The sequence below is a fragment of the Shewanella sp. S1-49-MNA-CIBAN-0167 genome (assembly GCF_040310145.1).
Lineage (GTDB): Bacteria > Pseudomonadota > Gammaproteobacteria > Enterobacterales > Shewanellaceae > Shewanella > Shewanella psychromarinicola.
On record NZ_JBEOPO010000003.1, the window covers coordinates 140,916 to 167,411 of the forward strand.

Annotated in this window: 26 protein-coding genes; 17 read left to right on the forward strand and 9 right to left on the reverse strand. The window is 42.1% G+C overall.

The window, feature by feature from the left end; genetic code table 11:
• Positions 1-18: 18 nt before the first annotated feature.
• Positions 19-1,407, reverse strand: a complete 1,389-nt coding sequence (locus AAEZ00_RS02470; protein ID WP_124012838.1) for a sigma-54-dependent transcriptional regulator — start codon at positions 1,405-1,407, stop codon at positions 19-21.
• Positions 1,408-1,761: 354 nt separating this feature from the next.
• Here AAEZ00_RS02470 and AAEZ00_RS02475 point away from each other — a divergent pair, with 354 nt between their 5' ends.
• From AAEZ00_RS02475 to mutM, 7 genes are all read left to right on the forward strand, one after another.
• A complete protein-coding gene (locus tag AAEZ00_RS02475) occupies positions 1,762-2,526 on the forward strand; it encodes an ABC transporter substrate-binding protein (protein WP_233768645.1) in 765 nt (254 codons plus the stop codon).
• The gene (locus AAEZ00_RS02480) at positions 2,523-3,230 is read left to right on the forward strand and encodes an ABC transporter permease (protein WP_101033332.1); all 708 of its coding nucleotides are present in this window, start codon (positions 2,523-2,525) and stop codon (positions 3,228-3,230) included. The genes AAEZ00_RS02475 and AAEZ00_RS02480 overlap by 4 nt, the downstream gene beginning before the upstream one ends.
• Position 3,231: 1 nt before the next feature.
• Positions 3,232-3,981, forward strand: a complete 750-nt coding sequence (locus tag AAEZ00_RS02485) for an energy-coupling factor ABC transporter ATP-binding protein (RefSeq protein ID WP_101033333.1) — start codon at positions 3,232-3,234, stop codon at positions 3,979-3,981.
• Positions 3,965-4,555 carry a molybdenum cofactor guanylyltransferase MobA gene (gene mobA, locus AAEZ00_RS02490; protein ID WP_101033334.1) on the forward strand — a complete coding sequence of 197 codons (591 nt, stop codon included), beginning with the start codon at positions 3,965-3,967 and terminating at the stop codon, positions 4,553-4,555. Before AAEZ00_RS02485 ends, mobA begins: the two co-directional genes overlap by 17 nt.
• A gap of 17 nt (positions 4,556-4,572) precedes the next feature.
• Entirely contained in the window at positions 4,573-6,390 is a 1,818-nt protein-coding gene (locus AAEZ00_RS02495) for a bifunctional molybdopterin-guanine dinucleotide biosynthesis adaptor protein MobB/molybdopterin molybdotransferase MoeA (protein WP_124012840.1), read from the forward strand.
• A 474-nt stretch (positions 6,391-6,864) separates the two neighbouring features.
• Positions 6,865-7,323 carry a hypothetical protein gene (locus AAEZ00_RS02500; protein ID WP_124012841.1) on the forward strand — a complete coding sequence of 153 codons (459 nt, stop codon included), beginning with the start codon at positions 6,865-6,867 and terminating at the stop codon, positions 7,321-7,323.
• 9 nt (positions 7,324-7,332) lie between these two features.
• Entirely contained in the window at positions 7,333-8,148 is an 816-nt protein-coding gene (gene mutM / locus AAEZ00_RS02505) for a bifunctional DNA-formamidopyrimidine glycosylase/DNA-(apurinic or apyrimidinic site) lyase (RefSeq protein ID WP_101033338.1), read from the forward strand.
• A 95-nt stretch (positions 8,149-8,243) separates the two neighbouring features.
• On the opposite strand, the gene AAEZ00_RS02510 is transcribed toward mutM, so the two are convergent.
• The 3 genes from AAEZ00_RS02510 to AAEZ00_RS02520 form a co-directional block, all read right to left on the reverse strand.
• Positions 8,244-9,746 (reverse strand): capsule assembly Wzi family protein, encoded by a 1,503-nt coding sequence (locus AAEZ00_RS02510; RefSeq protein ID WP_101033339.1) that lies wholly within the window; start codon positions 9,744-9,746, stop codon positions 8,244-8,246.
• Positions 9,743-10,258, reverse strand: a complete 516-nt coding sequence (gene coaD / locus AAEZ00_RS02515) for a pantetheine-phosphate adenylyltransferase (protein WP_101033340.1) — start codon at positions 10,256-10,258, stop codon at positions 9,743-9,745. The genes AAEZ00_RS02510 and coaD overlap by 4 nt, the downstream gene beginning before the upstream one ends.
• A gap of 103 nt (positions 10,259-10,361) precedes the next feature.
• The gene (locus AAEZ00_RS02520) at positions 10,362-11,117 is read right to left on the reverse strand and encodes a glycosyltransferase family 25 protein (protein WP_101033341.1); all 756 of its coding nucleotides are present in this window, start codon (positions 11,115-11,117) and stop codon (positions 10,362-10,364) included.
• A gap of 511 nt (positions 11,118-11,628) precedes the next feature.
• On the opposite strand from AAEZ00_RS02520, the gene AAEZ00_RS02525 reads away from it, so the two are divergent.
• Together AAEZ00_RS02525 and rfaD are read left to right on the forward strand one after the other, a co-directional pair.
• The gene (locus tag AAEZ00_RS02525; protein ID WP_124012842.1) at positions 11,629-12,630 is read left to right on the forward strand and encodes a glycosyltransferase family 9 protein; all 1,002 of its coding nucleotides are present in this window, start codon (positions 11,629-11,631) and stop codon (positions 12,628-12,630) included.
• A 57-nt stretch (positions 12,631-12,687) separates the two neighbouring features.
• Positions 12,688-13,641 (forward strand): ADP-glyceromanno-heptose 6-epimerase, encoded by a 954-nt coding sequence (gene rfaD / locus AAEZ00_RS02530; RefSeq protein WP_124012843.1) that lies wholly within the window; start codon positions 12,688-12,690, stop codon positions 13,639-13,641.
• Positions 13,642-13,735: 94 nt separating this feature from the next.
• On the opposite strand, the gene AAEZ00_RS02535 is transcribed toward rfaD, so the two are convergent.
• The gene (locus AAEZ00_RS02535) at positions 13,736-14,128 is read right to left on the reverse strand and encodes an FAD synthase family protein (RefSeq protein ID WP_124012844.1); all 393 of its coding nucleotides are present in this window, start codon (positions 14,126-14,128) and stop codon (positions 13,736-13,738) included.
• 8 nt (positions 14,129-14,136) lie between these two features.
• Positions 14,137-15,195, reverse strand: coding sequence for a CDP-glycerol glycerophosphotransferase family protein (locus AAEZ00_RS02540; RefSeq protein ID WP_124012845.1), 1,059 nt, complete (start codon positions 15,193-15,195; stop codon positions 14,137-14,139).
• 218 nt (positions 15,196-15,413) lie between these two features.
• Here AAEZ00_RS02540 and AAEZ00_RS02545 point away from each other — a divergent pair, with 218 nt between their 5' ends.
• Together AAEZ00_RS02545 and AAEZ00_RS02550 are read left to right on the forward strand one after the other, a co-directional pair.
• Positions 15,414-16,529: a glycosyltransferase family 9 protein gene (locus tag AAEZ00_RS02545; RefSeq protein WP_351088283.1), complete on the forward strand. Its 1,116-nt coding sequence runs from the start codon at positions 15,414-15,416 to the stop codon at positions 16,527-16,529.
• Between the two features lie 42 nt (positions 16,530-16,571).
• Positions 16,572-17,420, forward strand: coding sequence for a glycosyltransferase (locus AAEZ00_RS02550; protein WP_351088285.1), 849 nt, complete (start codon positions 16,572-16,574; stop codon positions 17,418-17,420).
• Between the two features lie 42 nt (positions 17,421-17,462).
• Here the strand turns inward: AAEZ00_RS02550 and AAEZ00_RS02555 are convergent, their stop codons facing one another.
• Positions 17,463-18,494, reverse strand: a complete 1,032-nt coding sequence (locus AAEZ00_RS02555) for a glycosyltransferase family 9 protein (RefSeq protein WP_164839419.1) — start codon at positions 18,492-18,494, stop codon at positions 17,463-17,465.
• Positions 18,495-18,603: 109 nt separating this feature from the next.
• Here AAEZ00_RS02555 and AAEZ00_RS02560 point away from each other — a divergent pair, with 109 nt between their 5' ends.
• The gene (locus AAEZ00_RS02560; protein ID WP_351088287.1) at positions 18,604-19,332 is read left to right on the forward strand and encodes a 3-deoxy-D-manno-octulosonic acid kinase; all 729 of its coding nucleotides are present in this window, start codon (positions 18,604-18,606) and stop codon (positions 19,330-19,332) included.
• Positions 19,333-19,410: 78 nt separating this feature from the next.
• Here AAEZ00_RS02560 and waaA read toward each other — a convergent pair whose 3' ends face one another.
• Positions 19,411-20,673 carry a lipid IV(A) 3-deoxy-D-manno-octulosonic acid transferase gene (gene waaA, locus AAEZ00_RS02565; protein ID WP_335687019.1) on the reverse strand — a complete coding sequence of 421 codons (1,263 nt, stop codon included), beginning with the start codon at positions 20,671-20,673 and terminating at the stop codon, positions 19,411-19,413.
• Positions 20,674-20,790: 117 nt separating this feature from the next.
• On the opposite strand from waaA, the gene AAEZ00_RS02570 reads away from it, so the two are divergent.
• From AAEZ00_RS02570 to glpG, 5 genes are all read left to right on the forward strand, one after another.
• Positions 20,791-21,450: a TetR/AcrR family transcriptional regulator gene (locus AAEZ00_RS02570; protein ID WP_351088290.1), complete on the forward strand. Its 660-nt coding sequence runs from the start codon at positions 20,791-20,793 to the stop codon at positions 21,448-21,450.
• Positions 21,451-21,780: 330 nt separating this feature from the next.
• Positions 21,781-22,974, forward strand: coding sequence for a glycine C-acetyltransferase (locus AAEZ00_RS02575; RefSeq protein ID WP_101033351.1), 1,194 nt, complete (start codon positions 21,781-21,783; stop codon positions 22,972-22,974).
• 94 nt (positions 22,975-23,068) lie between these two features.
• Complete coding sequence (gene tdh, locus AAEZ00_RS02580) at positions 23,069-24,094, forward strand: L-threonine 3-dehydrogenase (protein WP_124012850.1); 1,026 nt, start codon at positions 23,069-23,071, stop codon at positions 24,092-24,094.
• Positions 24,095-24,202: 108 nt separating this feature from the next.
• Entirely contained in the window at positions 24,203-24,511 is a 309-nt protein-coding gene (gene glpE / locus AAEZ00_RS02585; RefSeq protein WP_101033353.1) for a thiosulfate sulfurtransferase GlpE, read from the forward strand.
• Positions 24,508-25,359: a rhomboid family intramembrane serine protease GlpG gene (glpG, locus tag AAEZ00_RS02590; protein ID WP_124012851.1), complete on the forward strand. Its 852-nt coding sequence runs from the start codon at positions 24,508-24,510 to the stop codon at positions 25,357-25,359. The genes glpE and glpG overlap by 4 nt, the downstream gene beginning before the upstream one ends.
• An 82-nt stretch (positions 25,360-25,441) precedes the next feature.
• Here glpG and elbB read toward each other — a convergent pair whose 3' ends face one another.
• Positions 25,442-26,095: an isoprenoid biosynthesis glyoxalase ElbB gene (elbB, locus tag AAEZ00_RS02595; RefSeq protein WP_124012852.1), complete on the reverse strand. Its 654-nt coding sequence runs from the start codon at positions 26,093-26,095 to the stop codon at positions 25,442-25,444.
• Positions 26,096-26,496 lie beyond the last annotated feature (401 nt).

Below are 26,496 nucleotides of genomic sequence, written 5' to 3' on the forward strand. Positions count from 1 at the left end.
CAGTAGAATGCACCACGTTTATTCTTCCTCAAGACCTTCGTTTTCGTGACTAAACCAATCTTTAAATTTTCGATCTAAGGTTTTTCGAGACACACCTAAATCCCGCGCCGCGGCAGACTTATTACCATTATGGCTATCAACCACTTTGGTGACATGTTGTTTTTCAACTTCTTTTAACGGCCAATTTAGCGGGTAACCCATAGCATCATTAACCACAACGGACACAGGTTTTTTCCAATATTCAGCAGGTGGTTTTCCTAATAAAATACAACGCTCAATCATATTACGCAGTTCACGAATGTTACCAGGCCAATCATGTTGCTGGAGTACTTGTAGATCTTCATGGCTCCATATGACATCTTTAATCCCTAATTCTTGTGATAATTGTAGGGTAAAAAAGTGAGTAAGCTCAACGACATCTTCTGGCCTTGATCGCAAAGAAGGAATAACCATATTTAATACATTCAAGCGATAAAATAGATCACGTCTGAAACGGCCAGCTTCAACTTCATCGATCAATAAGCGGTTAGTGGCGGCAATGACGCGTACATTAATATCGATTTCTTTTTCACTTCCCACAGGACGGATGGCTCGCTGTTCAAGCACCCTCAGTAAGGCAGTTTGCATATTCATCGGCATTTCGCCTATTTCATCCAAGAATATCGTGCCACCTGAGGCATAGCTAAATAACCCTTCACGATTGCCTTTGGCCCCGGTAAACGCTCCCGCAGTATGACCGAACAGTTCACTGGCCAATAATTCAGGGGCTATTGCACCACAGTTTACCGGGACAAATGCACCACTTCGGCCACTAAGTTGATGCAATTGTCTGGCCACCAGCTCTTTGCCTGTGCCAGATTCGCCTTCAATTAATACTACGGCGTTAGTCGGAGCAATACGTTCAATAACTTCTTTGACATCGCGAATGGCTTCACTGTTGCCAATAATGGTGGATGATTGTCCGTGCGACAATTCGCGCCTTAACATAAAATTTTCGCGCTTAAGCAAGCGTTTTTCTATACAACGATCGACGGCGGTTATCATTTGCTCTAAGTGAAAAGGCTTCATAATAAAGTCAGATGCACCAGCACGTAATGCTTTGATTGCCACATCCATATCGGCGTAACCGGTCATAAAAATAATATCTGATTGGCGCTCGGGATCATTGAGAGCTTCATGCCATTCAATACCAGAGCGATCGGGCAATCGAATATCAACAATCAGTAAATCGAAATGGCCGTGACTGCGTAGCTCTTCTGCTTGGGCTATTGTGGAGGCGGTTTCAACCAGCGCAAACTTCTTTGACAAGGCTTTCATCAAAAAACTACGCATACCAGGCTCATCATCAACGATAAGTACTGACATTGTGGTCTTGCTTACTGGGGACATATGCTCATCGGGACTCATAAATGGACTCTTATTTGGACATTTTGACGCGCTTTGCCAATACTGTAGCACTGAATGCAAATGACTTGGTCACTATGAACCATAGAAAAGTGATCATGGGACAATTTGTCTATCATAAATAATTAAAGCTTGGGAGCAAGTTCACAGTTTCAGTTTTATGCGTGAACTCTATTTGCATTAACACTGCTTGGCATCTAACTTGCTTATTGCATTGGTAATTAAGCAAAATGGCTTAATATTTTGTACATTGATTCACGATGGACATCACGACTATTAATATATCAAGGAGCGGCAATGTTAAAACTCAAAGCAAGCGCTAGTATTCTGTTAGCGGCATCAGTACTCAGCGGAGCAATGTTCAGTCCTACGGCACTCGCAAATGACGTGATCAAATTAGCGACCACGACCAGTACTGAAAACTCAGGATTACTCGGCGCCTTGTTACCTAAATTTGAAGCTGAATCGGGCTACAGTGTGCAGGTGATTGCAACGGGTACGGGTAAAGCGTTGAAGCTGGCAACTCAGGGAGATGTTGATGTAGTGATGACTCATGCCCCTGCGGCCGAAGCAAAATTTGTCGCTGACGGTTACGGTATTGAGCCTCGCGGGATCATGGAAAATGATTTCGTTGTATTAGGACCGCTAGATGATCCTGCTGCAATAAAGTCGAGCAAAAACGTGACTGAAGCATTCAGCAAAATCGCTCATAAGCCAAGTACATTTGTATCCCGTGGTGATAACTCTGGCACTAACATGAAAGAATTAATCATTTGGAAAAATGCGGGCGTTAAACCTGAATTTAACGGCTATACTTCTGTTGGCCAAGGTATGGGTAAAACCTTATTAATGGCCAATGAATTACAAGCTTATACGTTAGCAGATCGCGGTACGTATATTGCTTATAAAGCTAAACTCGATCTTAATATTAGCTTTGAAGGCGGCGCAGAATTGGCTAACCCTTACCAAATCATGTTGATCAATCCAGCAAAATACCCAGATTTAAATCATAAAGGTGCAAGAGCATTAAGCGATTGGTTTATCAGTCCTGCTACGCAAACATTGATTAATAATTATAAAGTCCAAGGAGAGCAATTGTTTAAGGCAACTTATAAAAAATGAGTGACGGCTGGTTAGTCCTATTGCAGCAAGCATTTAGCTTGCTGCTCTCTTTTGACCCTCATGTGTGGGCAATTATTAACATCTCATTTTCGGTGTCTTTTGCCGCATTGTTGATCACCATTATTCCGTCGATGATGCTAGGCTTTATCCTTGCATTTAGCCATTTTAGAGGCCGTTGGATCGTGACAAACCTGGTGCAAACATTGCAGTCGATTCCTACTGTGGTCATCGGTTTGCTCGTGTATTTATTGTTGACTCGTAATGGTGTTTTGGGTGATTTAAAGTGGCTATTTACTCAAAAAGGGATGATTTTAGGCCAAATGCTCATTTGTGCTCCGGTATTAATCGCATTGTCCCAGGCCGCTTTTGCAAGTGTGGATCGTAGAGCTTGGGAAACCTCTCGCACATTAGGTGCTTCATGGTTACGTGCGATTTGGACCTTGTGTCGAGAACTGCGAGGACCGCTATTGTTAGCCATTATTGCTGCGTTTAGCCGCATTTTGACCGAAGTGGGTTGCTCGATGATGGTGGGTGGCAATATTATGAATGTTACTCGTAATATTCCCACCGCAATTGCGCTTGAAACAAGCAAAGGTGATTTTGCCCAAGCTATCGCGCTAGGATTGGTGTTATTAATATTAGCCTTAGTGCTAAACTTCATTTTAGGTTCATTGCGAGGCAAGGCCCTCCCAAGGAGTCACTAAGATGACATTATCTCATCATTCAGACACACCATTGGTCAGTATTCATGCGACAAATCTACTGATAACATTTAATCAGCAGTTATTGTTTAGCGCAGACAATTTGCATTTTAGTCAGGGGGATGTCATCTATCTGCAAGGTGATAATGGTTCCGGTAAATCAACCTTAATGAAGCTCCTCGCGGGGTTAATTAAACCAAGTCAAGGCCAGATAACTAGCCAAGGATTTGCTCCTCAAGCATGGTGGAGATCGGCATCAATGCTGGGTAAAGCGGTCTATTTGCATCAACATCCTTATCTCTTTGAAGGCTCAGTAAGATACAACTTAACCTACGCCTTAGATCAGCGGGCTTTAGCACCGGAACAACGAAAAAAGCGCATCCAACAAGCCATTCATATGGCTCAATTAACCGATTTACTCGATCATGATGCGAGTGATCTATCGGGTGGAGAGCGTCAACGTCTTGCTATTGCAAGAGCTTGGATAGCACAACCTAAACTATTAATGCTTGATGAACCTATTTCAAATATGGACAAGCACTCACAGCGTTTGGTCCTCGCAATGATTAATCAATTAAAACAAGACGGTACGGGACTGATAATCAGCAGTCATCAAACCTGTGGCCTGACCGCGTTGTGCCAACAACATTGGCATATAAAACAACGCACTATTCATACCAGTATTCATGTACCCCAATCAGACGATTTACATGATACCCACACTACGGAATTACATTATGGCACCTCAAATTGATGCGGTGATTTTAGCCGGCGGCATGGCTAGACGTATGGGAGGCAATGACAAAGGCTTAGTGGATCTCAATGGCCAAGCCATGATTTGTCATACTATTGATAAGCTAACGACTCAAGTTAACCAAATTCTGATTAACGCAAATAGAAACCAAGCTCAATATGAGCAATGGGGCTACACCGTCTTTAGCGACCAAGACAGTGGTTATTTAGGGCCTCTAGCCGGAATGGTCACCGCCTTAAAAAAGACTCAAGCCGATTATCTTCTTGTTGTCCCTTGTGACTGTCCTATGTTGCCGACTGACTTAGCCGCAAGGTTGTTGACGGCTTTAGAGCAACAGCAGGCTGACCTTGCTGTGGCCAGTGATGGAGAGTATGAACAACCCGTAGTATTACTATTAAAACCTCATCTAGTGACATCAATGCAGGCTTTCTTGGATGCGGGAGAGCGCAAAATTGATTTATGGTACAACCAACATAAAGTGGCAGTAGAAAGTTTTGCCGACCAACCCAATGCATTCGTTAACATCAATACACCAGAACAAAAACACCAGTTAGCAAAGCAAATTGCCAAGTAATTCAGTAGAGGTACTTCATGACAGCACTATTTACCAATCCATTGCCGATCCCCGTTTTAGGCTTCTGTGCATACAGTGGCACCGGCAAAACCACCTTACTGAAACAACTTATTCCGTTATTGAATCAACGCGGTATACGTTTAGCGGTTATCAAGCATGCACACCATAATTTTGATGTCGATATTCCCGGTAAAGACAGTTTCGAGATGCGTAAAGCTGGGGCAAGGCAAGTATTAGTGGCTTCTCATGTGCGCTGGGCGTTAATGACTGAAGATCTTGTCGATGACGATCCACAATTGCAACATTTACTCAGCCAAATTGATGCGGATAAAGTCGATATTGTCTTGGTAGAAGGGTTTAAAAAACTGGCGTTGCCTAAAATAGAATTGCACCGCGCGGCACACCATAAACCTTTGATTCATATTCATGATGACAATATCGTTGCTATCGCGTGCTGTGATGATACGACAGTGGATGATTCTTTAACTCGCTTAGACTTAAACAATGTTGCGCAAATTGCTGACTTTGTACAACATTACCAACAGGCATGGCAACCTACCGCGGTAAAATTACCAATCGATTTCACTGAAACACTGCAAACTGCAGCATCTGATGCGCAAAGTGGCCTTACGGTATCCCAAGGTATTGCTGAAGTATTAGCACAAATCACGCCGCTTGAACGCATCGAGTCGCTTAACCTGATTGATATCGACAATAGAGTATTGGCGCATGACATTATCTCTAGCGTGAATGTGCCGCAACAAACAAATTCAGCAATGGATGGTTATGCGTTCGCATTGAACGATCTAGCAACATCAGCAACGCTTAAGGTTGTCGGTGAAGTGCTCGCGGGTCATCATTACCCTGATATATTGCGCCCCGGTGAAGCGGTGCGCATTATGACTGGCGCGACCGTTCCTCAAGGAGCGGATACGATTCAGGCACGTGAATTGGTCTCGGAACACGATAGTATTATCACCATCCTTGAATCTGAACAGGTGGTAAAAGGTCAACATGTTCGTTTAGCCGGAGAAGATATCGCTAAAGGTGACGTTGCGTTAGCGGCAGGCTCACGTTTAAGTGCGGCAGAACTAGGTTTACTGGCCTCGCTTGGCTTTAACCAATTACCACTGTTTCAACGTCCGGTTGTCGCGGTATTCTCAACCGGTGATGAAGTCAGCCAACCAGGACAAGCACTCAAACCAAACTGTATCTATGACTCAAATCGCTACACGATAATATCGATGGCTAAAAAGCTCGGTTGTCAGGTTATCGATTTAGGTATTATTGAAGATAATGAACAAATACTCACCGCCACGTTGCGCAGTGCAGCGGAACAAGCCGATGTGGTGATTAGCTCTGGAGGCGTGTCAGTGGGCAATGCCGATTACATTAAAACGGCACTCGCCAATGTTGGCAACACCCAATTTTGGCGAATTAATATGCGTCCAGGCCGCCCACTCGCAGTAGGGAACATTGATCGAAGCTTGTTTTTCGGCTTACCGGGTAATCCCGTTGCCGTTATGGTGGCCTTTTTACAGTTTGTGCAACCTGCTATCCGTAAATTGGCAGGTGAGTCTCACTGGCAGCCACAATTTATTCCAGCGATAGCGCAGCATCCATTACGAAGTAAAACTGGCCGCACTGAGTTTTTACGCGGTATTTATACTATTGGGTCAGATGGCAAAATCCATGTCAGTACCACTGGCGCACAAGGCTCAGGAATGCTCAGTTCAATGGTCAGTGCCAATTGCCTTATTGTCATTGACGATGACACCGCCACCATACCTGCGGGTGAATCGGTGTTTATTCAGCCATTTGCTGATTTACTGTAAATGATAACGCTCACCGCGATAGTCGTTGTATTCATCACTACGGCTACCGCGAGGCTGGTAAGGGCAAGCTAAACCAAAAAATATCATCATTTTAAGCTAAAACCTTAACCTCTTTCGTACTATGTCCGAGAGGTTAATGCCTACGCGTAAATCGCCGCTTCAATTCACACCAAGTGACTGATGAGCCGATTGTTTTTTACTTAGCGAGTGATACACTCAAATTATAACTAACCTCAACTCAGGTTAAGAGATGGGATAAGTAAGCCAAAATCATAATATTTGGTCTATTTCATATCAAACTGGTGACTTTTTTTGTTAATAAGGCCCATTGATCCGTCAACAGCTAGCCTGTTGCAAGTCAATGCAACAATGTTAGCGGGACAAATAACTGTTTATATCCCGACCTGAGGTTAACCATCAAACATGCACCATGTCGCTTTGAGACAAACAAAATGAATCGAGTAAGGGTAATGTATGGCGCTATCTCGTAAAAGTTGGAACTACATCATCATGGGGGCCAGCATATTTATGATTGCGGTGTTGTCTTTTATCAATGACAAAACCGCCAATGTTCCCAATGATACAGTGCCTTTATTTGATCCCCAGCTCCACCTAAAACAATTACAACTTGATGGTATTTGGTTAAGCCAACAAGACGGCCTGTGGCAGTGTCATTCGCAGGTGCTCAATTGTCAGCAATGGGCACAGTCGTGGCAAAATATTAGTGTCTCTCCATTAACGGATCCGCCGGAACATAGCCTTAAAGAGCAAAAATTATCTATTGCTATCGATAATATGCAAACGGCACAGCTATGGCGCTACTTTCCAAATGAAGGCTTGTTGCAATCATCCAAACAGAATTGGTATCAAGTGCCACCGAGTTTGCGCGTCGAGTTACAACCTATTCTCGCGATTCCTTCTCAATCAAAATAATGAGTCATTATGCCCGAATTACCAGAAGTTGAAGTGACCCGACAAGGGATCAGTCCATACCTTATCGAACAAACGGTGAGTGAATTGATTGTGCGTAATGCCTCGCTACGTTGGCCTGTACCTGCCGTTGCGCAAAACATTGTTGGCCAACGCATTAATAATGTTCGCCGCCGCGCCAAATACTTATTAATTGATACCGATGCAGGCATGACCATAGTGCATTTAGGCATGTCAGGCAGTTTACGTATTTTGCCACGCAATACCCCAGTCGAAAAACATGACCATATTGATTTAGTACTCGAAAACGGCCGCATGTTGCGCTTTAATGACCCCCGCCGCTTTGGTGCATGGTTATGGTACGAATTGCCCGAAGAAGCTCACCCACTGCTATCAAAACTCGGCCCAGAACCACTGAGTCAGCACTTTACGCCAACACAATTGCAAGCGGCATTAAGCGCTAAGAAAAAAGCGATCAAACTGTGCTTAATGGATAACCACATCGTGGTGGGTGTGGGTAATATTTATGCTAACGAAGCGCTCTTTGCGGCAGGAATACACCCACAGGCAGCCGCTGGCAGTATTGATTTAGAACGGTTAACGATCCTAGTAAATGAAGTAAAGCAAATTTTGGCTCACGCTATTGAGCAAGGTGGGACAACCTTAAAAGATTTTACCAATGCCGATGGCAAGCCAGGTTATTTTGCCCAAAAGCTACATGTTTATGGTCGCGGTAGAGAAACCTGTACCGCCTGTGGCAATTTATTAACTGAGATAAAATTGGGCCAACGTACTACGGTATTTTGCGGTCTGTGCCAGCAACGATAGTCCCATAAGTAATACCATTTTGATTAGCAAATAAAAAAGGGAGCCATTGGCTCCCTTATATCATCAACCTCAACTCGGCTAATCAACAATAACGCTTAAAATTTATATTCGTAAGTCGAAAAAGCTGTGCCTTGAGTATCATCGTCTTGGACGTCAAATTCAGAATTAGCCACACTACCACCTAAGGTCAACATGCCATTAAACATCGGCAAACGATATGATAGCTCCAGCATCATGATATCTTCTTTTAAGGGTTGCGGCGCCCACACACCACCGCGATTAGCACCATCTTTATTCAGTTGAGCATAACGGAGTATCGAGGTAAAACCATGGCTATTATCGAACTGACCAATTAACCCTAATGCATAAACATTGGCATCACTGTCATAGGTACTGCCAAAAGCGCGGCCATAATATCGCGAGCCACTTTGATAAGTGGAGTGTTCATAAAAACAGTTAAACTGGTCTTTATCTTCACCGCAATACACCATGGTATCGGTGTACTCGACAAATAATTTATATTGTTGTTTGGCAATATTAAAGCGCGTGTCCGCACCGACCATTTTGCCGCAGTCAACAATTTGCCATGGATCGCCTTTTGAATCTTCACAGGTGCGTTCTAGATACAAGCCCACAGGCACATTAAACCATGTATCAGCATATCTAACATCGAAGCCCGCCATCTGATTGCCATAGTTTGAACAGCCTACTTCATCAACATTATCTGCTCGACAGTCTCGCTGACCAGTAATTGATTTAATGGCGGTATTAAAGCTACATTCTTGACCTTCACCACAAAACTGTGTGGTCCAAGATAAACCAATTTCTAACTGCTTAAATGGCTTAATGGCACCACGAAGATTCCATAATAGGGTATGCGGAGCATAACGATCTTCTTCGGTCACACTCACGCCACCGGTTAAGCTCCAATCGCCTATCCATGACAGCCAAGGTGTTTCAAATGCTTGTGAATTATTACGACTGACCATTAAAGACGGCATTGGCCGGGCATTGTTTGATTTATGAAGTGAGGAGTCAAATCCAGGTCCCCACCACTGGCCAACACTGCCGGCAGTCACAATCCAATTACCTAGCACCACCGCAATATAAGAATCATCTAAACGGATTTCTTCGTCGTCTGCAGGGTTATAATTAGCAGATGCTGAAATTTTATACGAAAATCGCTCACCAGTGTATTCATGTGAGCCTTGTAACTGGCCCTTTTCACGATAATCAGAGCCAAAATGCTGAAAACGCGCCGCATCTGTTGCCGCGGCCACTTTTATACTGGTGTTACCACGATTGCCAACGGCATTTTGGTAGTAAAAATTAACCCGAGCAAATGCATCCACCAAATCAGGCGTTAATAACGCCGGTTCAGCTTGAGCTAGATCAGCCCCTATACCAGACCACATCAATGGAAACGTATTAATTGGCGCACTAATCACTCCAGCATCCGCTAAAGCTTGAATATCTGCACGTAAATAGATGTCAGAGGTATCGACCCATGGTGCCGCTTGAGCACTGCTATAGGTCATCATAGCGCTTAACCCTATTGCAGCGACCACATTAGTTAACCGACTAAATCCTTGTATCATAATATTACATCGCCCTTATTATCAGCTTGATTTTGCGCTACTTTTTGCTTTAATGCAGCGGCGATCTGTGGATGAACAAATTGACTCACATCGCCGCCGTGTAATGCCACTTCTTTCACTAGCGTAGAAGAAATAAATGAATTTTCTTCCGCGGGTGTCAAAAATACACTTTCAAGATCAGGGCTTAAACGACGATTCATGTTTGCTAACTGAAACTCATATTCAAAATCGGATACTGCACGCAGTCCACGAATTAACACACTCGCTCGCTGTTCTTTGGCAAAATCAACCAACAACCCCGTAAAACCGACAACCTCAACATTGTCTAAATGTGCTGTCACCAAATTAACTTGGGCGACACGCTCTTGAAGAGAGAAACGAGGTTGCTTAGAAGGATTTGATGCTATACCAATAATCACGTGCTTGAATAAGCGTGCTGCACGTTCGATTAAATCGGCATGACCATTGGTTACAGGGTCAAAGGTTCCTGGGTAAACCGCTCTTCTGTGCATAATATCGCCTTTACCTTACCGTTATAATCGCTAGTTTATCTACTTTCATCGCCAGGATAAATCACCATCACGTTCACGTATTGGCAAATGTCACATGACTAAATTACTGTCTTTTTGTTCTGGGAAGTGGTGGCAATTGTTTTTTATGCTTCGATAATTTCAGCTCGTATTTCACTTTTTGCCAAATACGCAGCAAATGGTGACGCTCAGCGTTATTGCGTTTCCCGTGGCGACTGATATCACTTTCGAAATCGGTACCGATCACAGGGAAAGGTCTGACAACAAAGCAACGCAAGTGTTTTTCGTACCAATACTGAATATCGATATCAACTGGGCGAGCAATAGGGTATGTCGTTGCCAATAATTTTTGTGCTCCGGCCAATGACACACACTGACCGCGAGTAGAAGCCGGCAACTTTAAGCACGTAGACAGACTAAAACGATCATCAAGCGCTATCGATTTTACAATGCCTTTCTGTTTACGCCCATGACACAGTTTGATGTAATCCCAGTCAGTAGAAAGATTATCAATATGCTGCATAACCGTCATTAATCCGGGATCTAAGACAGAATCATCCTCAAGAATTAATGCGTAATCTAACTGCTGTTCAACAATCATTTGCCAGCATTGGACATGGCTAAGATAACAGCCAATCTCACCCAAATTAAGCATTTTGTCGTACTTTTGGAGGTTTGTTTGCGGATCGTATACTTTAGCAATATCGACATCGCGTAACTCTTTACCGTATACGGCAGAAATACGCTGGTACTGGATACCTAACTGTTTGAGCTGTTCATCCATGAACGTAAACCGTTCAGTACTGCTATCTAAATTAATTAAAAAAACTTTAAATTTCATAATATTACTAACCCAAAAACAATTTTAATCTTGTTGAACTACTGATATTTAAGCCTAAAATATTCAGTAATAACAACAAACTGCTGAATAAAATGGTAGATGCTACAGTTAGGTTACTTTGCCTAGTGACATTTTATTTAATCCATTGAATAAATTGAAGAAAAACCTTTATCAAGTCAGTAGTTATTTTACGTCCTTTCACTCACGTGCATTTCACCATTATGACAGTGAGAGATTTGAGAGTATATCACTAATAATCGGGCTTTAGCTTGTTGTTAAAAAATTCCTAGCAACAACTTTATTAGCCAAAAATAGCACGCCAAAACGATAATAGTTAACCCTAGGGACAATTACTAATGCAAAACTATCAACAAACCGTCTTGAGTTGATATACTCTGTCAAAACCCTTACTCCAGTCATGATAATGGTTGAGTAAATCGTTAGTATTGACAATATAATGAGCCCCATCATCCGATGGAATTGAGTTAATTTTTACTTTTTAGATATTCTCATGAAAAAAATCTTAGTCATTAAGCACGATAAAATTGGTGATTTTGTACTGACATGGCCAGCACTTTACCTACTCAGGAAAGCGATGCCAGATGCAACAATTGATGTATTTGTCGCGCCGGTTGTTAAGTCTTTTGCACAAGCCTGTCCGTATGTAGATAACACCCTCATCGACTCACAAGATGATGCAAGTATTGCAGAGCACATTGCGCAGCAACATTACGATGCAGTAATAGTCCTTTTATCAGAATTTCGAATTTATAAAATCCTTAACAAAAGCAACATTCCTTATAAATTAGTTCCCAAACATAATTGGTATCAGTATTTATATCAGCATCGGGCAAGCAATGAATACTTAAACAGTGAAGGTTGCTGGCGAGGAGCGTGCATGCTAGTGGAGCACTTCTTAACTCACCACGGTTATGCCATCCCTGCACTGCCCAATAGATTTTGGGATATGAGTGCTCGTAAGCAATATTGGCAAGAATATTACCAAAAATTAGCCAATGAAAAGCTGATTTTTATTCATCCCGGTACTGGCGGGTCTTCTGGTTGCGTCCCGATAGAAAAGCTCGTTAAGTTGATCATAAATATTGATAGAATGACCCCGTCAGCATGCCACTTCGTTTTAACATTCAATGGCAGTGAACGGGAGCTTGCAGAAGAAATTCAAGCTCTACTGGCCAATACTTCAATCAACATATCGTTAGCTAAACCGCTTGATCGGTTGATTGATTTTTCCGAGTCATTGGTCGCAGCAGATATGTTTATTGCTGGCTCAACAGGGCCGCTACATATCGCGGGGTTACATAATGTGCCCACGGTTGGATTTTACGCAGGAAGACGCTCAACACCCCATATTAGATGGGGAACATTATCTGAACCCAGCAAGCGATTTGCTTATACGCCCCCAGTAGGAAAAAGAACCGGTCGTAATATGGCATTAATCAACTTTGATCAGGTATCGAATGACATAGCCGACTTTTTGAACAAACAATCTTAGATTGTCGCAGTGTGTTAAATTAAGCTCATCGCGAGCAACAATAATGGAAATACGAATATGATAGTTGTGACAGGCGCAGCCGGGTTTATTGGTAGTAATTTAGTAAAACAACTTAATGCCATGGGGCGTAATGACATTATTGCGGTAGACGACTTAACTGACGGTACGCAAATGTTTAATTTGGCCGATTGTGAAATCGCCGACTATCTCGATAAAGACGACTTCATCCAGCAAATCAAAGCCGGCGACTTTGATCATAAAATAGAGGTCATTTTCCATCAAGGTGCTTGCTCATCGACCACCGAGTGGGATGGCAAGTTTATGATGGCAAATAACTACGAGTATTCAAAAACGTTGTTGCATTATAGCCAAGCCAATGACTGTCAATTTATCTATGCATCTTCAGCCTCAGTCTATGGCGGCAGCGAGAAATTTATTGAACAGCGTGAATTTGAAAAGCCACTCAATGTTTATGCTTACTCTAAGTTCTTGTTTGATCAGTACGTGAGACAACAAGAACTGACCAGCCAAGTCGCTGGTTTACGTTATTTCAACGTCTATGGTCCCCGTGAACAACATAAAGGCGGTATGGCCAGTGTTGCCTTCCACTTTAACAACCAAATTAACGCCAACGGCATATGTCGCTTGTTTGAGGGTGTTGATGGATATGATAATGGTCAGCAACTGCGCGATTTTGTGTTTGTGGAAGATGTGGTAAAAGTTAATTTGTGGTTATGGCAGAATCCATCTGTGTCAGGGATTTATAATTGCGGTACCGGCCAAGCACAAAGCTTTAATGATGTAGCCAATGCCGTCATTGCGTATCATGGAAAAGGACACATTGAGTACATTCCTTTCCCTGACAAGCTTAAAGGTGCTTACCAAAGTTATACCCAAGCTGACTTAAACCAGTTAAGAGCGGCAGGTTACCAAGGCGAGTTTAAAACGGTTGAACAAGCTGTACCTGAATATTTAAACTGGCTTAAAACCCAGCACTTCATTGGCCAGTAAGTAATGGGTTAACCCTCGTACTGGTCGACAATAAAAAATGCTATGGTATTTTCATATCCATAGCATTTTTTTGTACATAAAAATGATTAACTTATTATCTAACTTCTTTAACCACTTCTATCAGCATGGTTGTTGAAATGGCTGGTGTCCTTGGTAAATAGATCACTTTACACAGATGAGATAGATGGTCAAAACGTCCCGCCCAATCATCACCCATAACTAAGAAATCAGCTTTATGCCGTTGAATATAATCAGCTTTCAACTCTAACGACTCTTCTAAGAAAACATTATCAACACACGCCAACGCAGCAACAATCCTCATTCGGTCTCTTTCATCACAAATTGGATTTCGGTGTTTTTTACTAAAATTGAGCGCATCAGATGACACTCCAACAGTCAATGTGCCACCTAATTCTTTCGCTCTTTCTAAAATATTTAAATGACCAATATGAAACATGTCAAAAGTACCGAATGTAATAACGTTCATCTAGATCCTTAGCTTAATAAATAGTCAGCAATTCGCTGGCTACAAAGGCCATCAACAACCCCCACTAGTTCTGCAGTATATTGCGTCCTTTGGGGGGCAAATAACTCTGGGTCTGCTATCTGCTGGTCAACAACTTGCTTTAATTGTTTATATGTTTTGGCATGGGCAGCAATGTCTGCGTAGCGGTATAAATCTTGATCAACACGATTTTTAAATCTAAATTTAAAAATCCCCCGATAAGACCACCGTAAGTGATAAAAATCACACCAAACAACAGGTTTATTTAATGCTGCAAACTCAAATAAAGCCGAAGAAGCATCACTTATTAATACGTCTGCTGAGACCATAAAAGGCAATAAATTGGCTTCTTCAGCTGGCGCTAAATAGACATTATCAAAACTTGCCCAATGAGTAAGCAGTGCTTTTTGTTTTTTATAATTTAATTTGCTCAACGAAAAATAATGCGGTTTGAGCAAAATATTATATTCAGAAAATTCAGCGGGCCAATTTTTAGCCATTGCCTCAATACTGCTTGGGTAAAATGTCGGCGCGTATAATAAGGTTTTTTTACGGGTATCTAACCCTAAAGAGGCTAAGTCTAAACCCGGTTCATCGCCTTGAATAATGGGATCTAACTTGGCATACCCCGTATCAATGAACACTTTTTCAGGAAACATATTCTGTAACCGCTTCAAACGGTATTGCCCTTCTACAAAGCGAACTTCAATATCGCCTTTTGAAACAGTATAATATACCGACTTTGGCCCGACACCATGCTGCATCAAGGCAGTCTGACTGATCCCTTTTAAGCGTGACGCTGAAGCAAATGCATTACCGAACACAATCCATTTGGGCTTGTTCAATAAATAAAATTCGAGCGCTTCAACTTCATCATTGACCCACACTACGTTTAGTTGGTGCTTGCTCACAAGCGATTCCAATACCGACTGCTGATCAACACTCTTGTAAATTACATAGGTAACTGAAACCGAACGCTTCTTCAGCTCAGCAGCAACAGGGAAATATTGTGGTAAATAATAGGGATGTAACACATCAAAACAAATCATCGCAAGTTAATTCCTATCAATCATTCCGCATCAGAGTTTACAAAGAGCACTAGTATAAATGATAACACACCTCAATCTACCTCTAATCCTCTTAACCAACTAATCAGATATTAAATGAAATCAATACTTCTGGTTCATTTTCTCAAGGTATTGATTCAAAAAGCGCTCTTTTCAAGGTATTATTTCAATTATAACTATCAACTAAGCTGTCTATTCATATGCCAATAGTTTCCACAAAGCAATTACAAACGTGTAAACGCTTACTGTTTATTTCGCCAGTTGCGCTAGGTGACTTTCTTTACTTAAAAACCTTTCTTATTGCTTTAAAAAAGCAATATGGTCATATAGAAATCGACATCTGGTTAGATGATATTCGTTGTAATAGTGATAGTTGGCGCTTATCTCGAAGTAAAATCTTACAACAATGGATGGATACTGAAGGCGTATTTAAGCTAACTTACGGCTGCACTGATTCAAAATCAGCCATGCAAAGCCATATTGAGCAGGCAAAGCTGCGTCAATATGACATCATATTCTGTCATTCAGTCAGTAAAAGTCGACAATATTCACACATCGCTCGCAGCATAAGCGACAGTGCTTTTATTGTGTCTAGTATCCCTAAAAGTGCTTCATTTGGATGGTTAAACAAACTGTTTTTTGGTCACTCAAACCATATTTTTATATTGAACGAAAACAGCCTTCCTAAGTCTCATCATATTACTGATAGATACAATATGATATTTAATCAGGTTTTGGGACTGAGCTTACCACCTGAGCAATTAATGCCTACCTTAAAGGTTCCTGAGGCCATTGAGCCCATTACTCAGTCGTGGTTAAACGGCAAATTTAGTGACCTAAAAAAGCAAGGGAAACTTATCTTTTTAAATCACTTATCGACTAATGATAAAAAAGACTGGAAATTATCGCAGTTATTTTCCCTGATTGAAAAAATATCAGCAATGGATCCGACTCAGCGTTTTATCATCAATGTTACTCAAGAAAACTTTGAATCTGTTAGTGTTGAAACCGAAAAATTTACCACACTAACAAATACACAAGCGGCTGTTTTCACCGTAAACGAACATTTTTTTGAACTACCATCACTCATAGCACACGCTGATTTTGTGGTAACAGTCGATACGGCAATATTGCACTTTGCTTTTGCTGCTCAACGGCCTTTATTAGCGATGATGCGTGAGAAAAAGCCTTATTGGGCGCCACCGGAAAGTGAGGTGTCGCACGTAATGTATGCAACAGAAGGTAGAGGTCACATCGAAGACATCAGCGTTGATCGAGTATTCCAACAATATAAAGAAATGAACTCTCTCAGTTAAATACTTAACACCAAAATACATAAATCTAAGCAAGGTGAACGGATGAAGAAGGCTATTTTTACACTCGCTATTGGCGATAATCCAATGTATCGCGCTGCCATTTCAAGCTTTAAAGCTTATGGCGAAAGAATTGGGGCTGATGTCATCGTTTCAGATCAACTGCATTATAACATTCATGTAAGTAACCCTAAATTTGACTCCAGTCCGGCATGGTCTGAAAAACTATATATTGCTGAAATACTCAAACAATATGACCGAGTACTGTATCTAGATGCAGATATTATCGTGACGCCATGGGCTCGAGACGTATTTGAACTCTATCCAGATCTTGATACCGTTTATATGTTTAACGAAGGTTGTTATCGGGATCGTGGCGAGCAAGCGGTACAAATCAATACTATCTTAGGCGAAGTCGACTGGCCAAAAGAAGACGATAAGATCGTTTATTACAACTCTGGGATGTTTCTCGTCTCAAAAGAAACAGGCTTATTTGATAAAGCCAATATTGAAGAAATGCAGGCCATTTGCAACAAGGTTAAATTTTACGACCAAACCTATATTAACTATCTCATCAGAAGAGATAATATAAAAAGCATCGGTGTGGAAGCTAACTTTAATCGTATGCAGCTATTAGGTTACGATAATTATCAAAAATCTGATTTTATTCATTATTCTGGCAGAGGTTATCGTCAAGATATCCCGATGAGAGAATTAAAATACATCATAGATTACTGCGATATGTTTAACGATACGTTAACTAAAGCACAAATTATTGAGTATAAAAAACAAGCTTGGCATTGGTATATGCTTAAACAGCATCGAAAAACAAAGCTCCCCATACCACTGCTGAGTGCAATATTTGGTTTATTCCGTGGCAAATATAAATATTAAACCCGAATTCAGATAATGACAGCTCGCTTAAAGGCGAGCTTTTTACTGCTTAATGAATTTATCAAACTGAGTCTTAACCTCATCAACCACTATCAGTGCCATTAAATGCTCACCTTTAGCACGCGTGCCCCATTTCACTGGTGCATCAAATTGAATGGCTATCACTTGCGGGTAAACACTGACGGTGTATTGACGATAAAAATAGGGTCCTGTTCGTCCAGGATTAGAATGAGCATACAAACCAATAACAGGTGTGCCTTGAGTGACCGCCATATGCAATGGCCCGGTATCAGGTGCGAGCACTAGCTTGGCTTGTTTTAACACAGCAAGCAGCTGAGTTAGCGATGTCTTGCCTACTTGGTTATCCAATGGATGCTGGCTATGAGATTGGATAACATCGGCTAAGGTTTTTTCTAGTGCGCTTGGTCCGCCGCACAACATCACTCGATAACCTTGCTCAGCCGCATAATCGGCTACTGCAGCATAACGCTCTGGTAGCCAATTTCGATCGGCTTTACTGGCAGCAGCACAAATCACCAACACCTTATCATCGCCCACCAGCTGTTTAGCAAAATCAGTGTCTGCTTGGGGTACTGGAATGTTCCAACTAGGGGTTAAGTCTTTAACACCAATGGCGTTAGCAAAGCCCATAAACCCTTCTAATACATGGGGTGTGGCCAATGGCTCAACAGCGTGGTTGGTTACCAGCCACTGACCTTCTTTGGCTCTTGCCTTATCAAATCCGACACGCACTCGCGCCTTAATCATTAATGAAGCTATGGTTGCGCGCAGGGCAACTTGCATGTGCAGCAACACATCAAAGCGCTGACCGTGTAAATCACTGCGTAACTGCACATAGCTTCGCCAGCCCTTGGACTTATCAAAAATAACAAACTTAATGCCAGGTAAGTGCTTGAGTAATTGATATTCAACCTTACCAATAATCCAAGTAATGCTAAGGTCTGGATACTGTTTTTGAATCGCCTGCACCATTGCTACAGCGTGGCATACATCACCAATGGCAGATAAACGCAGTAAACATAATGAACGTATCGCACTAAAGTCAGCTTTCATTGATTATCCAATATGCTTAAGTGAAAAATAAGGCTGTTAAGGCAAGTGAGTGATCTTAAGGTATAATGTTATTTCGATCCACAATCTCACCAATGCTATTGATAATTAGATGCACATAAAAACCACTCAACTTGGCCATATTGCCTGGTGTGAAACCACTGCCCAGCACTTAGCACCACAAGACTTTGCCGTCGATGGTTGGCAGAAAAAAAATGCCGTTGTCGGTCAGTCTAAGGGCCGCTACACCACCTGGTTTGTCAAAACCGCTGATCTCGACTCACCGCAAACATGGGTGTTACGTCATTATTGGCGTGGTGGGATGATGGAAAAATTCAGCCGTGATGCCTATCTCTATACTGGCTTACAACGAACCCGCGCGGTGGCTGAATTGGCCATACTCGAAACCTTATATCAACAAGGGTTTGCGGTTCCACGCCCAATAGCAGCGAATGTTGAACGATTTGGATTATGGTATCGAGCCGATATTATTATTGAACATGTTGCTGGGGCAAACGATTTAGTGGCGCAGTTAAGTCATCACCCCATGACAGAGTCACTGTGGTATTTACTTGGTGAAACCATTGCCCAATTTCATCAGCGCGGGGTATATCACGCCGATCTCAATGCTAAAAACATCTTATTGGCTCACGGAAAATTTTATTTAATAGATTTTGATCGCGGTGAGTTACGTACACCGCAAGCTACGTGGCAACAAGCTAATCTGGACCGTTTGTTACGTTCTTTTAAAAAAGAGCTCGCCAAACTGACAACGCTGAATTTTAATCAGCAACATTGGCAGCAATTACTTACCGGTTACCAGAGCATCAACCCGATTTAAACCTAATCAGTGTGTAATCTTGTCATTGAAAATAGACCCTTACCAGGGTCCATTTCCAAATTAATCAACGCTTAAATGCTAAACGATGAGCTTATTGATTAGCGTAAATTGCTTCAATAACGCACCACGATTTTGTTCCACCACAGCGAGAGCCGCCGAGGATGCTGCGTGATACATCTGGCTATCGGTAAATTTATGTTGTAACCCTTGCGCTAATTCATCTGCAGAGGTAATGCAGGTTAATGCTCCGGCGTCAGCAAGCAATTGGGTGATTTGAGCAAAGTCCCAATGATTAGGGCCAACATAGACAGGTAATCCCATGGCCGCTGGTTCAAGCGGATTATGGCCACCGCTATTAATTAATGTGCCGCCAATAAACGCTTGATCTGCCGCACCATATAACATCACCAACTCACCCATGGTATCGCCCAGCAATACTTGAGTCTGGCTATTCACCTCATCATTCATACTGCGTCTGGCTAACGTCAATCCAGACTGGGTTACGGTAATAGCGGCTAAATTAAATTGTTCTGGGTGTCGTGGCGCCATAATCAATAATGCCTCAGGGAAAACAATTAATAGCTGCTTATGGGCAGTCAAAACCGCCTCAAACTCACCAGGATGAACACTCCCAGCAACCCAAATCGGCGAATTCACCCGATCCCACTGGGCACGAAGCGTATTTGCTTGGTGTTTTTTTGTCGGGTCAATAGTGAGATCAAACTTTAAACTACCACACACATGTATGCGTTGAATGTCCACGCCCAAATGTATAAACCGATCGGCTTCACGTTGAGTTTGTACGGTAATCAAGTTGAGTTTGTTTAACATAGGCACAGCCAAACGACGCTTATTAGCGTATTTATCGGCTGACTTTTGCGACAGTCGAGCATTGGCCAAAATCAATGTCACTTGTTGCCGGTGCGCAAAATGGACCAAGTTAGGCCACAGCTCGGTCTCCATAATAATGCACACTTTGGGTTGTAGTTGGCGTAAAAAACCTTTGATGGCATAGGAAAAATCAAACGGTAAGTAACAATGCTGCACCTTATCACCAAAGGCTTTTTTCACTTCAGCCGATCCGGTAGGGCTGGTTGTTGTAACGGTAAACGAATACTGAGAATGCGCAGCCATAAGCTGCTTAATTAACGGAATAGCCGCCAAAGTCTCTCCCATAGAGACACAGTGGATCAGCACATCGGTTTGAGTGACATTGGCAAAACCAAAGCGTTCAGACCAACGACTCCGATAGTCGACACTTTTTATCGCCCGAAATGCTAGATAGACAATCACCAGCGGAAACAACAAATAGAGAAAGAAAGAATAAACAATACGGTTCATGTAAGATGAGTCATCGATTTTTGCTTGTCAGATAATCACAATGCTAACATACTCAGATTAAGTCAGCTTAACGAATTATTTGAGCGACAATAAGCCAATAATGAATATGGAAACCCCATGAAAACTCGCGATAAAATCATTTTTGCCAGCTTAGAACTGTTCAATGAACACGGTGAACGCAGTATTACCACCAACCATATTGCCACACACTTAGGCATTAGCCCGGGCAATTTGTACTACCACTTCCGTAATAAAGAAGACATCATTAATTCAATTTTCAGCTTGTATGAAAGTCATTTAGAGTCAGGCTTTAAGCTTTATGACGATGAGCCTATTACCATCGAATTATTAATGGGTTACTTTGATGCCATGTTCTATACCTTATGGGAATTTAGGTTTATGCATGCCAACTTGGCCGATATTTTAAGCCGTGATGAAGCCCTCAAAAAACGCTACTTACACGCGCAACAACAAGTCCTAACTCGTTCAAGTGATGTGGTCAGCAAACTCAAAAAAGACGGTTTCCTTGATATTGAGGATAGTAAAATTACCGCACTTGCCGACACGCTGAAAATGATGGTCAGCTTCTGGATTAGCTACCAATTAACCCAATCCAGCACATCAACCATCACTAAAGCAAACTTATATGATGGCTTATTAAGAGTGTTGATGATTTTTAAAGCTTACTCGACCCAAACTTCTGTCGCCACATTCTGCCGCTTAGAACAGCATTATTTAGACATCGCCAGCCAAGAGCGCCACAATGCAGCGCAATAGAATGCCGATATATTGGTTAATCAAGTATCAGTAACAGATCTTCTACTTTGCGAATAACCGACTACAATTGAGATCAGAATAGTTGTTATTGAGGTGTTCGCTACCCCCTATTTCCACCCAAGTCACTCACCATGTTAATGATTAGTTTTTTTAATGTGAATAAGTCGCTAGCCCTAAACTAATTCATCTTGGTCTGACGACTAAAAAAACACTGTAGAGCAACAAAAATAAAGGTTAGAATGCCAATAACTCCAAAACACCCTGTCATTTATCGCAGTGTTTTACTGCGTGATTTGGATAAGCATAATAACCATATTTAGGAGAACACAGGTGGCATCTACCTCTTTTTACGACCGAATTAATCAGCAAATTGTCGATGTAAAAGCCGATGGCTTATACAAAAGTGAACGCATCATTGCTTCCGCGCAACAAACCGCCATTGAGGTTAACAGTGAAGAAGTGATTAACTTCTGCGCCAATAACTATTTAGGTTTAGCCAACCATCCTGAACTTATCAAAGCAGCAAAAGCCGGTTTAGACAGTCACGGATTTGGTATGGCGTCGGTACGATTCATCTGTGGCACTCAAGACATTCATAAGCAATTAGAAGCCAGCCTAAGTGAATTTTTAGGCATGGAAGACACCATTTTGTATTCGTCTTGCTTCGATGCTAACGCGGGTTTATTTGAAACCCTTTTAGATGCTGAAGATGCGATTGTATCCGATGCACTTAACCATGCCTCAATCATTGATGGCGTGCGTTTATGTAAAGCTAAGCGTTTTCGTTATGCCAACAACAACATGGCCGACTTAGAAACCCAGCTTATTGCAGCCCAAGCAGCTGGAGCGCGGAATATTTTAATTGCCACTGACGGTGTATTCTCAATGGATGGCGTGATTGCTAACCTTCAAGGCGTATGTGACTTAGCCGATAAATACGGTGCATTGGTGATGGTCGATGACTCTCATGCCGTAGGCTTTATCGGTCAAGATGGCCGTGGAACCCATGAATATTGCAACGTAATGGATCGTGTCGACATTATTACCGGTACATTAGGCAAAGCATTAGGCGGCGCGTCGGGTGGATTTACGGCGGCGAAAAAAGAAGTGGTTGAATGGTTACGTCAACGCTCGCGCCCTTACTTGTTTTCAAACTCCTTAGCCCCTTCGATTGTTAGCGCCTCAATTCGCGTGCTTGAAATGCTAAAAACAGGTCAAGATCTACGTGAAGCCGTTTGGGAAAACAGTCGTTATTTCCGTGAACAAATGTCTGCAGCAGGTTTTACCTTAGGTGGTGCAGATCATGCCATTATTCCGGTAATGATTGGCGATGCTAAATTGGCTAGTGACTTTTCCAACCGTTTATTGCAAGAACATATTTACGTGGTCGGTTTCTCATTCCCTGTGGTACCCAAGGGCCAAGCGCGTATTCGTACTCAAATGTCAGCGGCGCACACTCGCGTTCAACTTGATCATGCTATTGCTGCCTTTACCCGTATTGGTAAAGAAATGGGCATTATCTAATCTAACCTAGATTCATCGAAGCATAGATTGATAACAGCATCTCGTAACAATAGCCCAGGCTAAAGATAGTTCCGATTAAAAATAGGTCATCAACATGAAAGCATTAAGTAAGTTAAAGCCTGAAGAAGGCATTTGGATGGTCGAAGCACCAAAACCAGAAATGGGTCACAATGACCTGTTAATTAAAATTCGTAAAACGGCTATCTGTGGTACTGACGTCCATATCTACAACTGGGATGAATGGTCACAAAAAACTATCCCTGTACCTATGATTGCCGGCCATGAATATGTCGGCGAAGTCGTCGATGTGGGCCAGGAAGTTCGTGGGTTCAGTATTGGTGACCGCGTATCTGGAGAAGGTCACATCACCTGTGGTCATTGCCGCAACTGTCGTGCTGGCCGTACTCACTTATGCCGTAACACTTCAGGTGTTGGGGTTAACCGTGATGGCGCATTTGCCGAATACTTAGTGCTGCCTGCTTTTAACGCCTTCAAGATCCCTGCTGATATTTCAGATGATTTAGCCGCTATATTCGATCCATTTGGTAACGCCGTCCATACCGCGTTATCGTTTGATTTAGTCGGCGAAGACGTATTGATTACCGGTGCAGGCCCTATTGGTATTATGGCTGCGGCAGTGTGTAAACACGTCGGCGCACGTCATGTGGTGATTACTGATGTGAACGAATACCGACTTGATCTTGCTAGAAAAATGGGTGCAACCCGCGCCGTCAACGTCGCCAACGAAAACCTTAACGATGTCATCAAAGAACTTGGCATGACAGAAGGCTTTGACGTGGGTTTAGAAATGTCAGGTGTGCCATCGGCATTCCACGCAATGTTAGACACCATGAACCACGGCGGTAAAATTGCCATGCTCGGTATTCCTGGCGGCGAGATGGCCATTGATTGGAGTAAAGTCATTTTTAAAGGCTTGCTCATCAAAGGCATTTATGGCCGTGAAATGTTTGAAACTTGGTACAAAATGGCCAGTTTAATCCAATCAGGTTTAGACTTGTCCCCTATCATCACTCATCATTTTAGTGTCGATGATTTCCAGCAAGGCTTTGATGCGATGCGCTCAGGTCAGTCTGGAAAGGTTATCTTGAGCTGGGATTAAACGTTAATATCTGAGTTACCCACACCAACAAGGGGTTGTATTTATACAACCCCTTGTTGCAAACTAAACCAAGTCCAATCGCTATTCGTATACTTTATAGGTTATGTCATGTCAGGTTTTAAACATTTGTCTATTAATGAGCTTATCCATATGTCCACGGAATCTAACGACGTACAAGTTGTTGATATTCGTGATGCGGCCAGTTTTGCCGCCGGTCATATTGAAGGTTCAACCCATTTAACTAATGAAAATTTAGCTCAATTCACTAGCAGTGCTGATATGGATAGACCTTTGGTCGTCGTTTGTTATCACGGCATGAGCAGCCAAAGTGCCGCTAACTACTTAAATGAGCAAGGTTTTGATGATGTTTACAGCCTAGATGGCGGTTTCAGTGCTTGGAGCTTAGCGAACTCATGATAGAAATTGGCCAACTCGCGAATGCACGTGCTGCACAAGCATTTATTGATTACCTCAAGGGGTTAAATATTCAATGTCATGCCGTGGCTCATGCTCAGGGTGTTAGCCTAGAGATTAATAACCCAGCTGATGAAAACCGAGCCCGCGCCGAGTTAATTGAGTTTGCTAAAAACCCATACGACAGTAAGTATTTACAGGCATCTTGGGATAACGGCGCTACCAATACTAAATTTGACTATGGCCCGGGAACAAAAGGCTTAATTCAACAGTTTATGAAAGGTGCTGGCCCGCTGACGTTAATCTGCTTTTTTGTTTGTGTTGCCATTTTCGCTGGCATGAACCTTGGTTTTGCCAATGCTATCTTTACTCAGTTATCTTTTTTCGGCGCCGTTGCGGACAGTGGTTTAAACCAAGTTTGGCGAGTGTTTACGCCAAGCCTAATGCACTTTTCTGCTATGCATATCATCTTTAATATACTGTGGTGGTGGTACTTAGGCGGTAAAATTGAAACCAATTTGGGTACTCGACCACTACTGTTTTTATTAGTTGCAGCGGGCACTTTGCCTAATATTGTGCAGTTTTACATGACAGGACCTAATTTTGGTGGGCTGTCTGGCGTCGTTTATGCTGTGGTGGGTTACACTTGGTTAATGGGTATTCGCAAACCCAGCTGTGGTATTAGCTTACCGCAATCTTATATGATTTTTATGCTCATTTGGTTAGTCTTGGGCTTTACTGATGTGCTTGGAATGCCAATTGCAAATGGTGCCCACATTGCGGGGCTCTGTGTCGGGTTAGCTCAGGCATTATTTGATAGCAGAAAATCACAACAAGCTAAAACCAGCTAATCACCACTAATAGCGCCACCTTAGGTGGCACTTTTTTTGACATTAATGGGCTCATATAAACCGTGCTTTTCAACGCCAATCGTTAAGCCATTTCGAGTACTTTATTGACCAGTTTCTCAATACCAATATGTGCCTCTAATATCGATGTCGCTAACATATACCCTGGCGTACTGACTATTTTATTCACTTCATCAACAACAATATCTTCAACTTGCACGTCTTTATGCTTACCGCCCATTTCATTGAATGCATGAGCCGTCTCTGAATCTGTGCCAATGGTGCCAACAGCTCCTTTGCCGTAAATGTTAGGGATCATCACAGGTGAAATACACACAAAACCAACAGGCTTGTGTGCCAAAGAAAACTCACGAATAAAGTTCTCTACAATAGGCTGAATATGACAATTACTGCCAGTAGTTGCAAAGTTGGATAAATTTTTAGCGGCACCAAAACCACCGGGAATAACCAAACCATCAAATTGACTGATCTCTAAGGTGCTGGCATTGAGTACTTCACCACGAGCAATTCGTGCAGACTCTACTAACACATTACGGGTTTCGTCTGTGTTGACCTCACCCGTTAGATGATTCACCACATGCATTTGAGTCATGTCCGGAGCAAAACATTGATATTGTGCTCCCGCTCGCGTTATCGCCAGCAAGGTTAATACGGCTTCATGAATCTCAGTTCCATCAAACACCCCACAGCCACTCAACAACACAGCAATTTTTTTCATGACATCCTCCTTCAACTTTTAAGTGATAATGTAAATATTACAACAAAAAAACAACAAAATGATTGATCTGATTAAAAATCGTGCTAACTTGGACCGTCGAATTTAGTAGATGAGCTTTTTGTAACCATAAAACATCACTAAATTCTATTGTGACTTAACTGACATCAATAAAAAAGTCCACAAATTAGTAATATTTATGAGAATTAATATTTAGCTCACAAAAATAAAAATAAACGCCTTAATTCAACTAGTTACAGATTTCATTTCAAGTCGTAGGAAAATCTATCCAGTAAGGTTGATTAATTCACTCACAGACTTATCCACAGGCTGTGAATCTTTGTCGCGCCTAATAGTTTGCTTTTCTCTATAAAATTACCCACAAAACCTCACTGGATACGCCA

Bases quoted from the DNA above. Each gene is read 5' to 3' on its own strand.
- AAEZ00_RS02470 (WP_124012838.1), bottom strand. From the start codon at position 1,407: ATGAGTCCCGATGAGCATATGTCCCCAGTAAGCAAGACCACAATGTCA.
- AAEZ00_RS02475 (WP_233768645.1), top strand. From the start codon at position 1,762: ATGTTCAGTCCTACGGCACTCGCAAATGACGTGATCAAATTAGCGACC.
- AAEZ00_RS02480 (WP_101033332.1), top strand. From the start codon at position 2,523: ATGAGTGACGGCTGGTTAGTCCTATTGCAGCAAGCATTTAGCTTGCTG.
- AAEZ00_RS02485 (WP_101033333.1), top strand. From the start codon at position 3,232: ATGACATTATCTCATCATTCAGACACACCATTGGTCAGTATTCATGCG.
- mobA (WP_101033334.1), top strand. From the start codon at position 3,965: ATGGCACCTCAAATTGATGCGGTGATTTTAGCCGGCGGCATGGCTAGA.
- AAEZ00_RS02495 (WP_124012840.1), top strand. From the start codon at position 4,573: ATGACAGCACTATTTACCAATCCATTGCCGATCCCCGTTTTAGGCTTC.
- AAEZ00_RS02500 (WP_124012841.1), top strand. From the start codon at position 6,865: ATGGCGCTATCTCGTAAAAGTTGGAACTACATCATCATGGGGGCCAGC.
- mutM (WP_101033338.1), top strand. From the start codon at position 7,333: ATGCCCGAATTACCAGAAGTTGAAGTGACCCGACAAGGGATCAGTCCA.
- AAEZ00_RS02510 (WP_101033339.1), bottom strand. From the start codon at position 9,746: ATGATACAAGGATTTAGTCGGTTAACTAATGTGGTCGCTGCAATAGGG.
- coaD (WP_101033340.1), bottom strand. From the start codon at position 10,258: ATGCACAGAAGAGCGGTTTACCCAGGAACCTTTGACCCTGTAACCAAT.
- AAEZ00_RS02520 (WP_101033341.1), bottom strand. From the start codon at position 11,117: ATGAAATTTAAAGTTTTTTTAATTAATTTAGATAGCAGTACTGAACGG.
- AAEZ00_RS02525 (WP_124012842.1), top strand. From the start codon at position 11,629: ATGAAAAAAATCTTAGTCATTAAGCACGATAAAATTGGTGATTTTGTA.
- rfaD (WP_124012843.1), top strand. From the start codon at position 12,688: ATGATAGTTGTGACAGGCGCAGCCGGGTTTATTGGTAGTAATTTAGTA.
- AAEZ00_RS02535 (WP_124012844.1), bottom strand. From the start codon at position 14,128: ATGAACGTTATTACATTCGGTACTTTTGACATGTTTCATATTGGTCAT.
- AAEZ00_RS02540 (WP_124012845.1), bottom strand. From the start codon at position 15,195: ATGATTTGTTTTGATGTGTTACATCCCTATTATTTACCACAATATTTC.
- AAEZ00_RS02545 (WP_351088283.1), top strand. From the start codon at position 15,414: ATGCCAATAGTTTCCACAAAGCAATTACAAACGTGTAAACGCTTACTG.
- AAEZ00_RS02550 (WP_351088285.1), top strand. From the start codon at position 16,572: ATGAAGAAGGCTATTTTTACACTCGCTATTGGCGATAATCCAATGTAT.
- AAEZ00_RS02555 (WP_164839419.1), bottom strand. From the start codon at position 18,494: ATGAAAGCTGACTTTAGTGCGATACGTTCATTATGTTTACTGCGTTTA.
- AAEZ00_RS02560 (WP_351088287.1), top strand. From the start codon at position 18,604: ATGCACATAAAAACCACTCAACTTGGCCATATTGCCTGGTGTGAAACC.
- waaA (WP_335687019.1), bottom strand. From the start codon at position 20,673: ATGAACCGTATTGTTTATTCTTTCTTTCTCTATTTGTTGTTTCCGCTG.
- AAEZ00_RS02570 (WP_351088290.1), top strand. From the start codon at position 20,791: ATGAAAACTCGCGATAAAATCATTTTTGCCAGCTTAGAACTGTTCAAT.
- tdh (WP_124012850.1), top strand. From the start codon at position 23,069: ATGAAAGCATTAAGTAAGTTAAAGCCTGAAGAAGGCATTTGGATGGTC.
- glpE (WP_101033353.1), top strand. From the start codon at position 24,203: ATGTCAGGTTTTAAACATTTGTCTATTAATGAGCTTATCCATATGTCC.
- glpG (WP_124012851.1), top strand. From the start codon at position 24,508: ATGATAGAAATTGGCCAACTCGCGAATGCACGTGCTGCACAAGCATTT.
- elbB (WP_124012852.1), bottom strand. From the start codon at position 26,095: ATGAAAAAAATTGCTGTGTTGTTGAGTGGCTGTGGGGTGTTTGATGGA.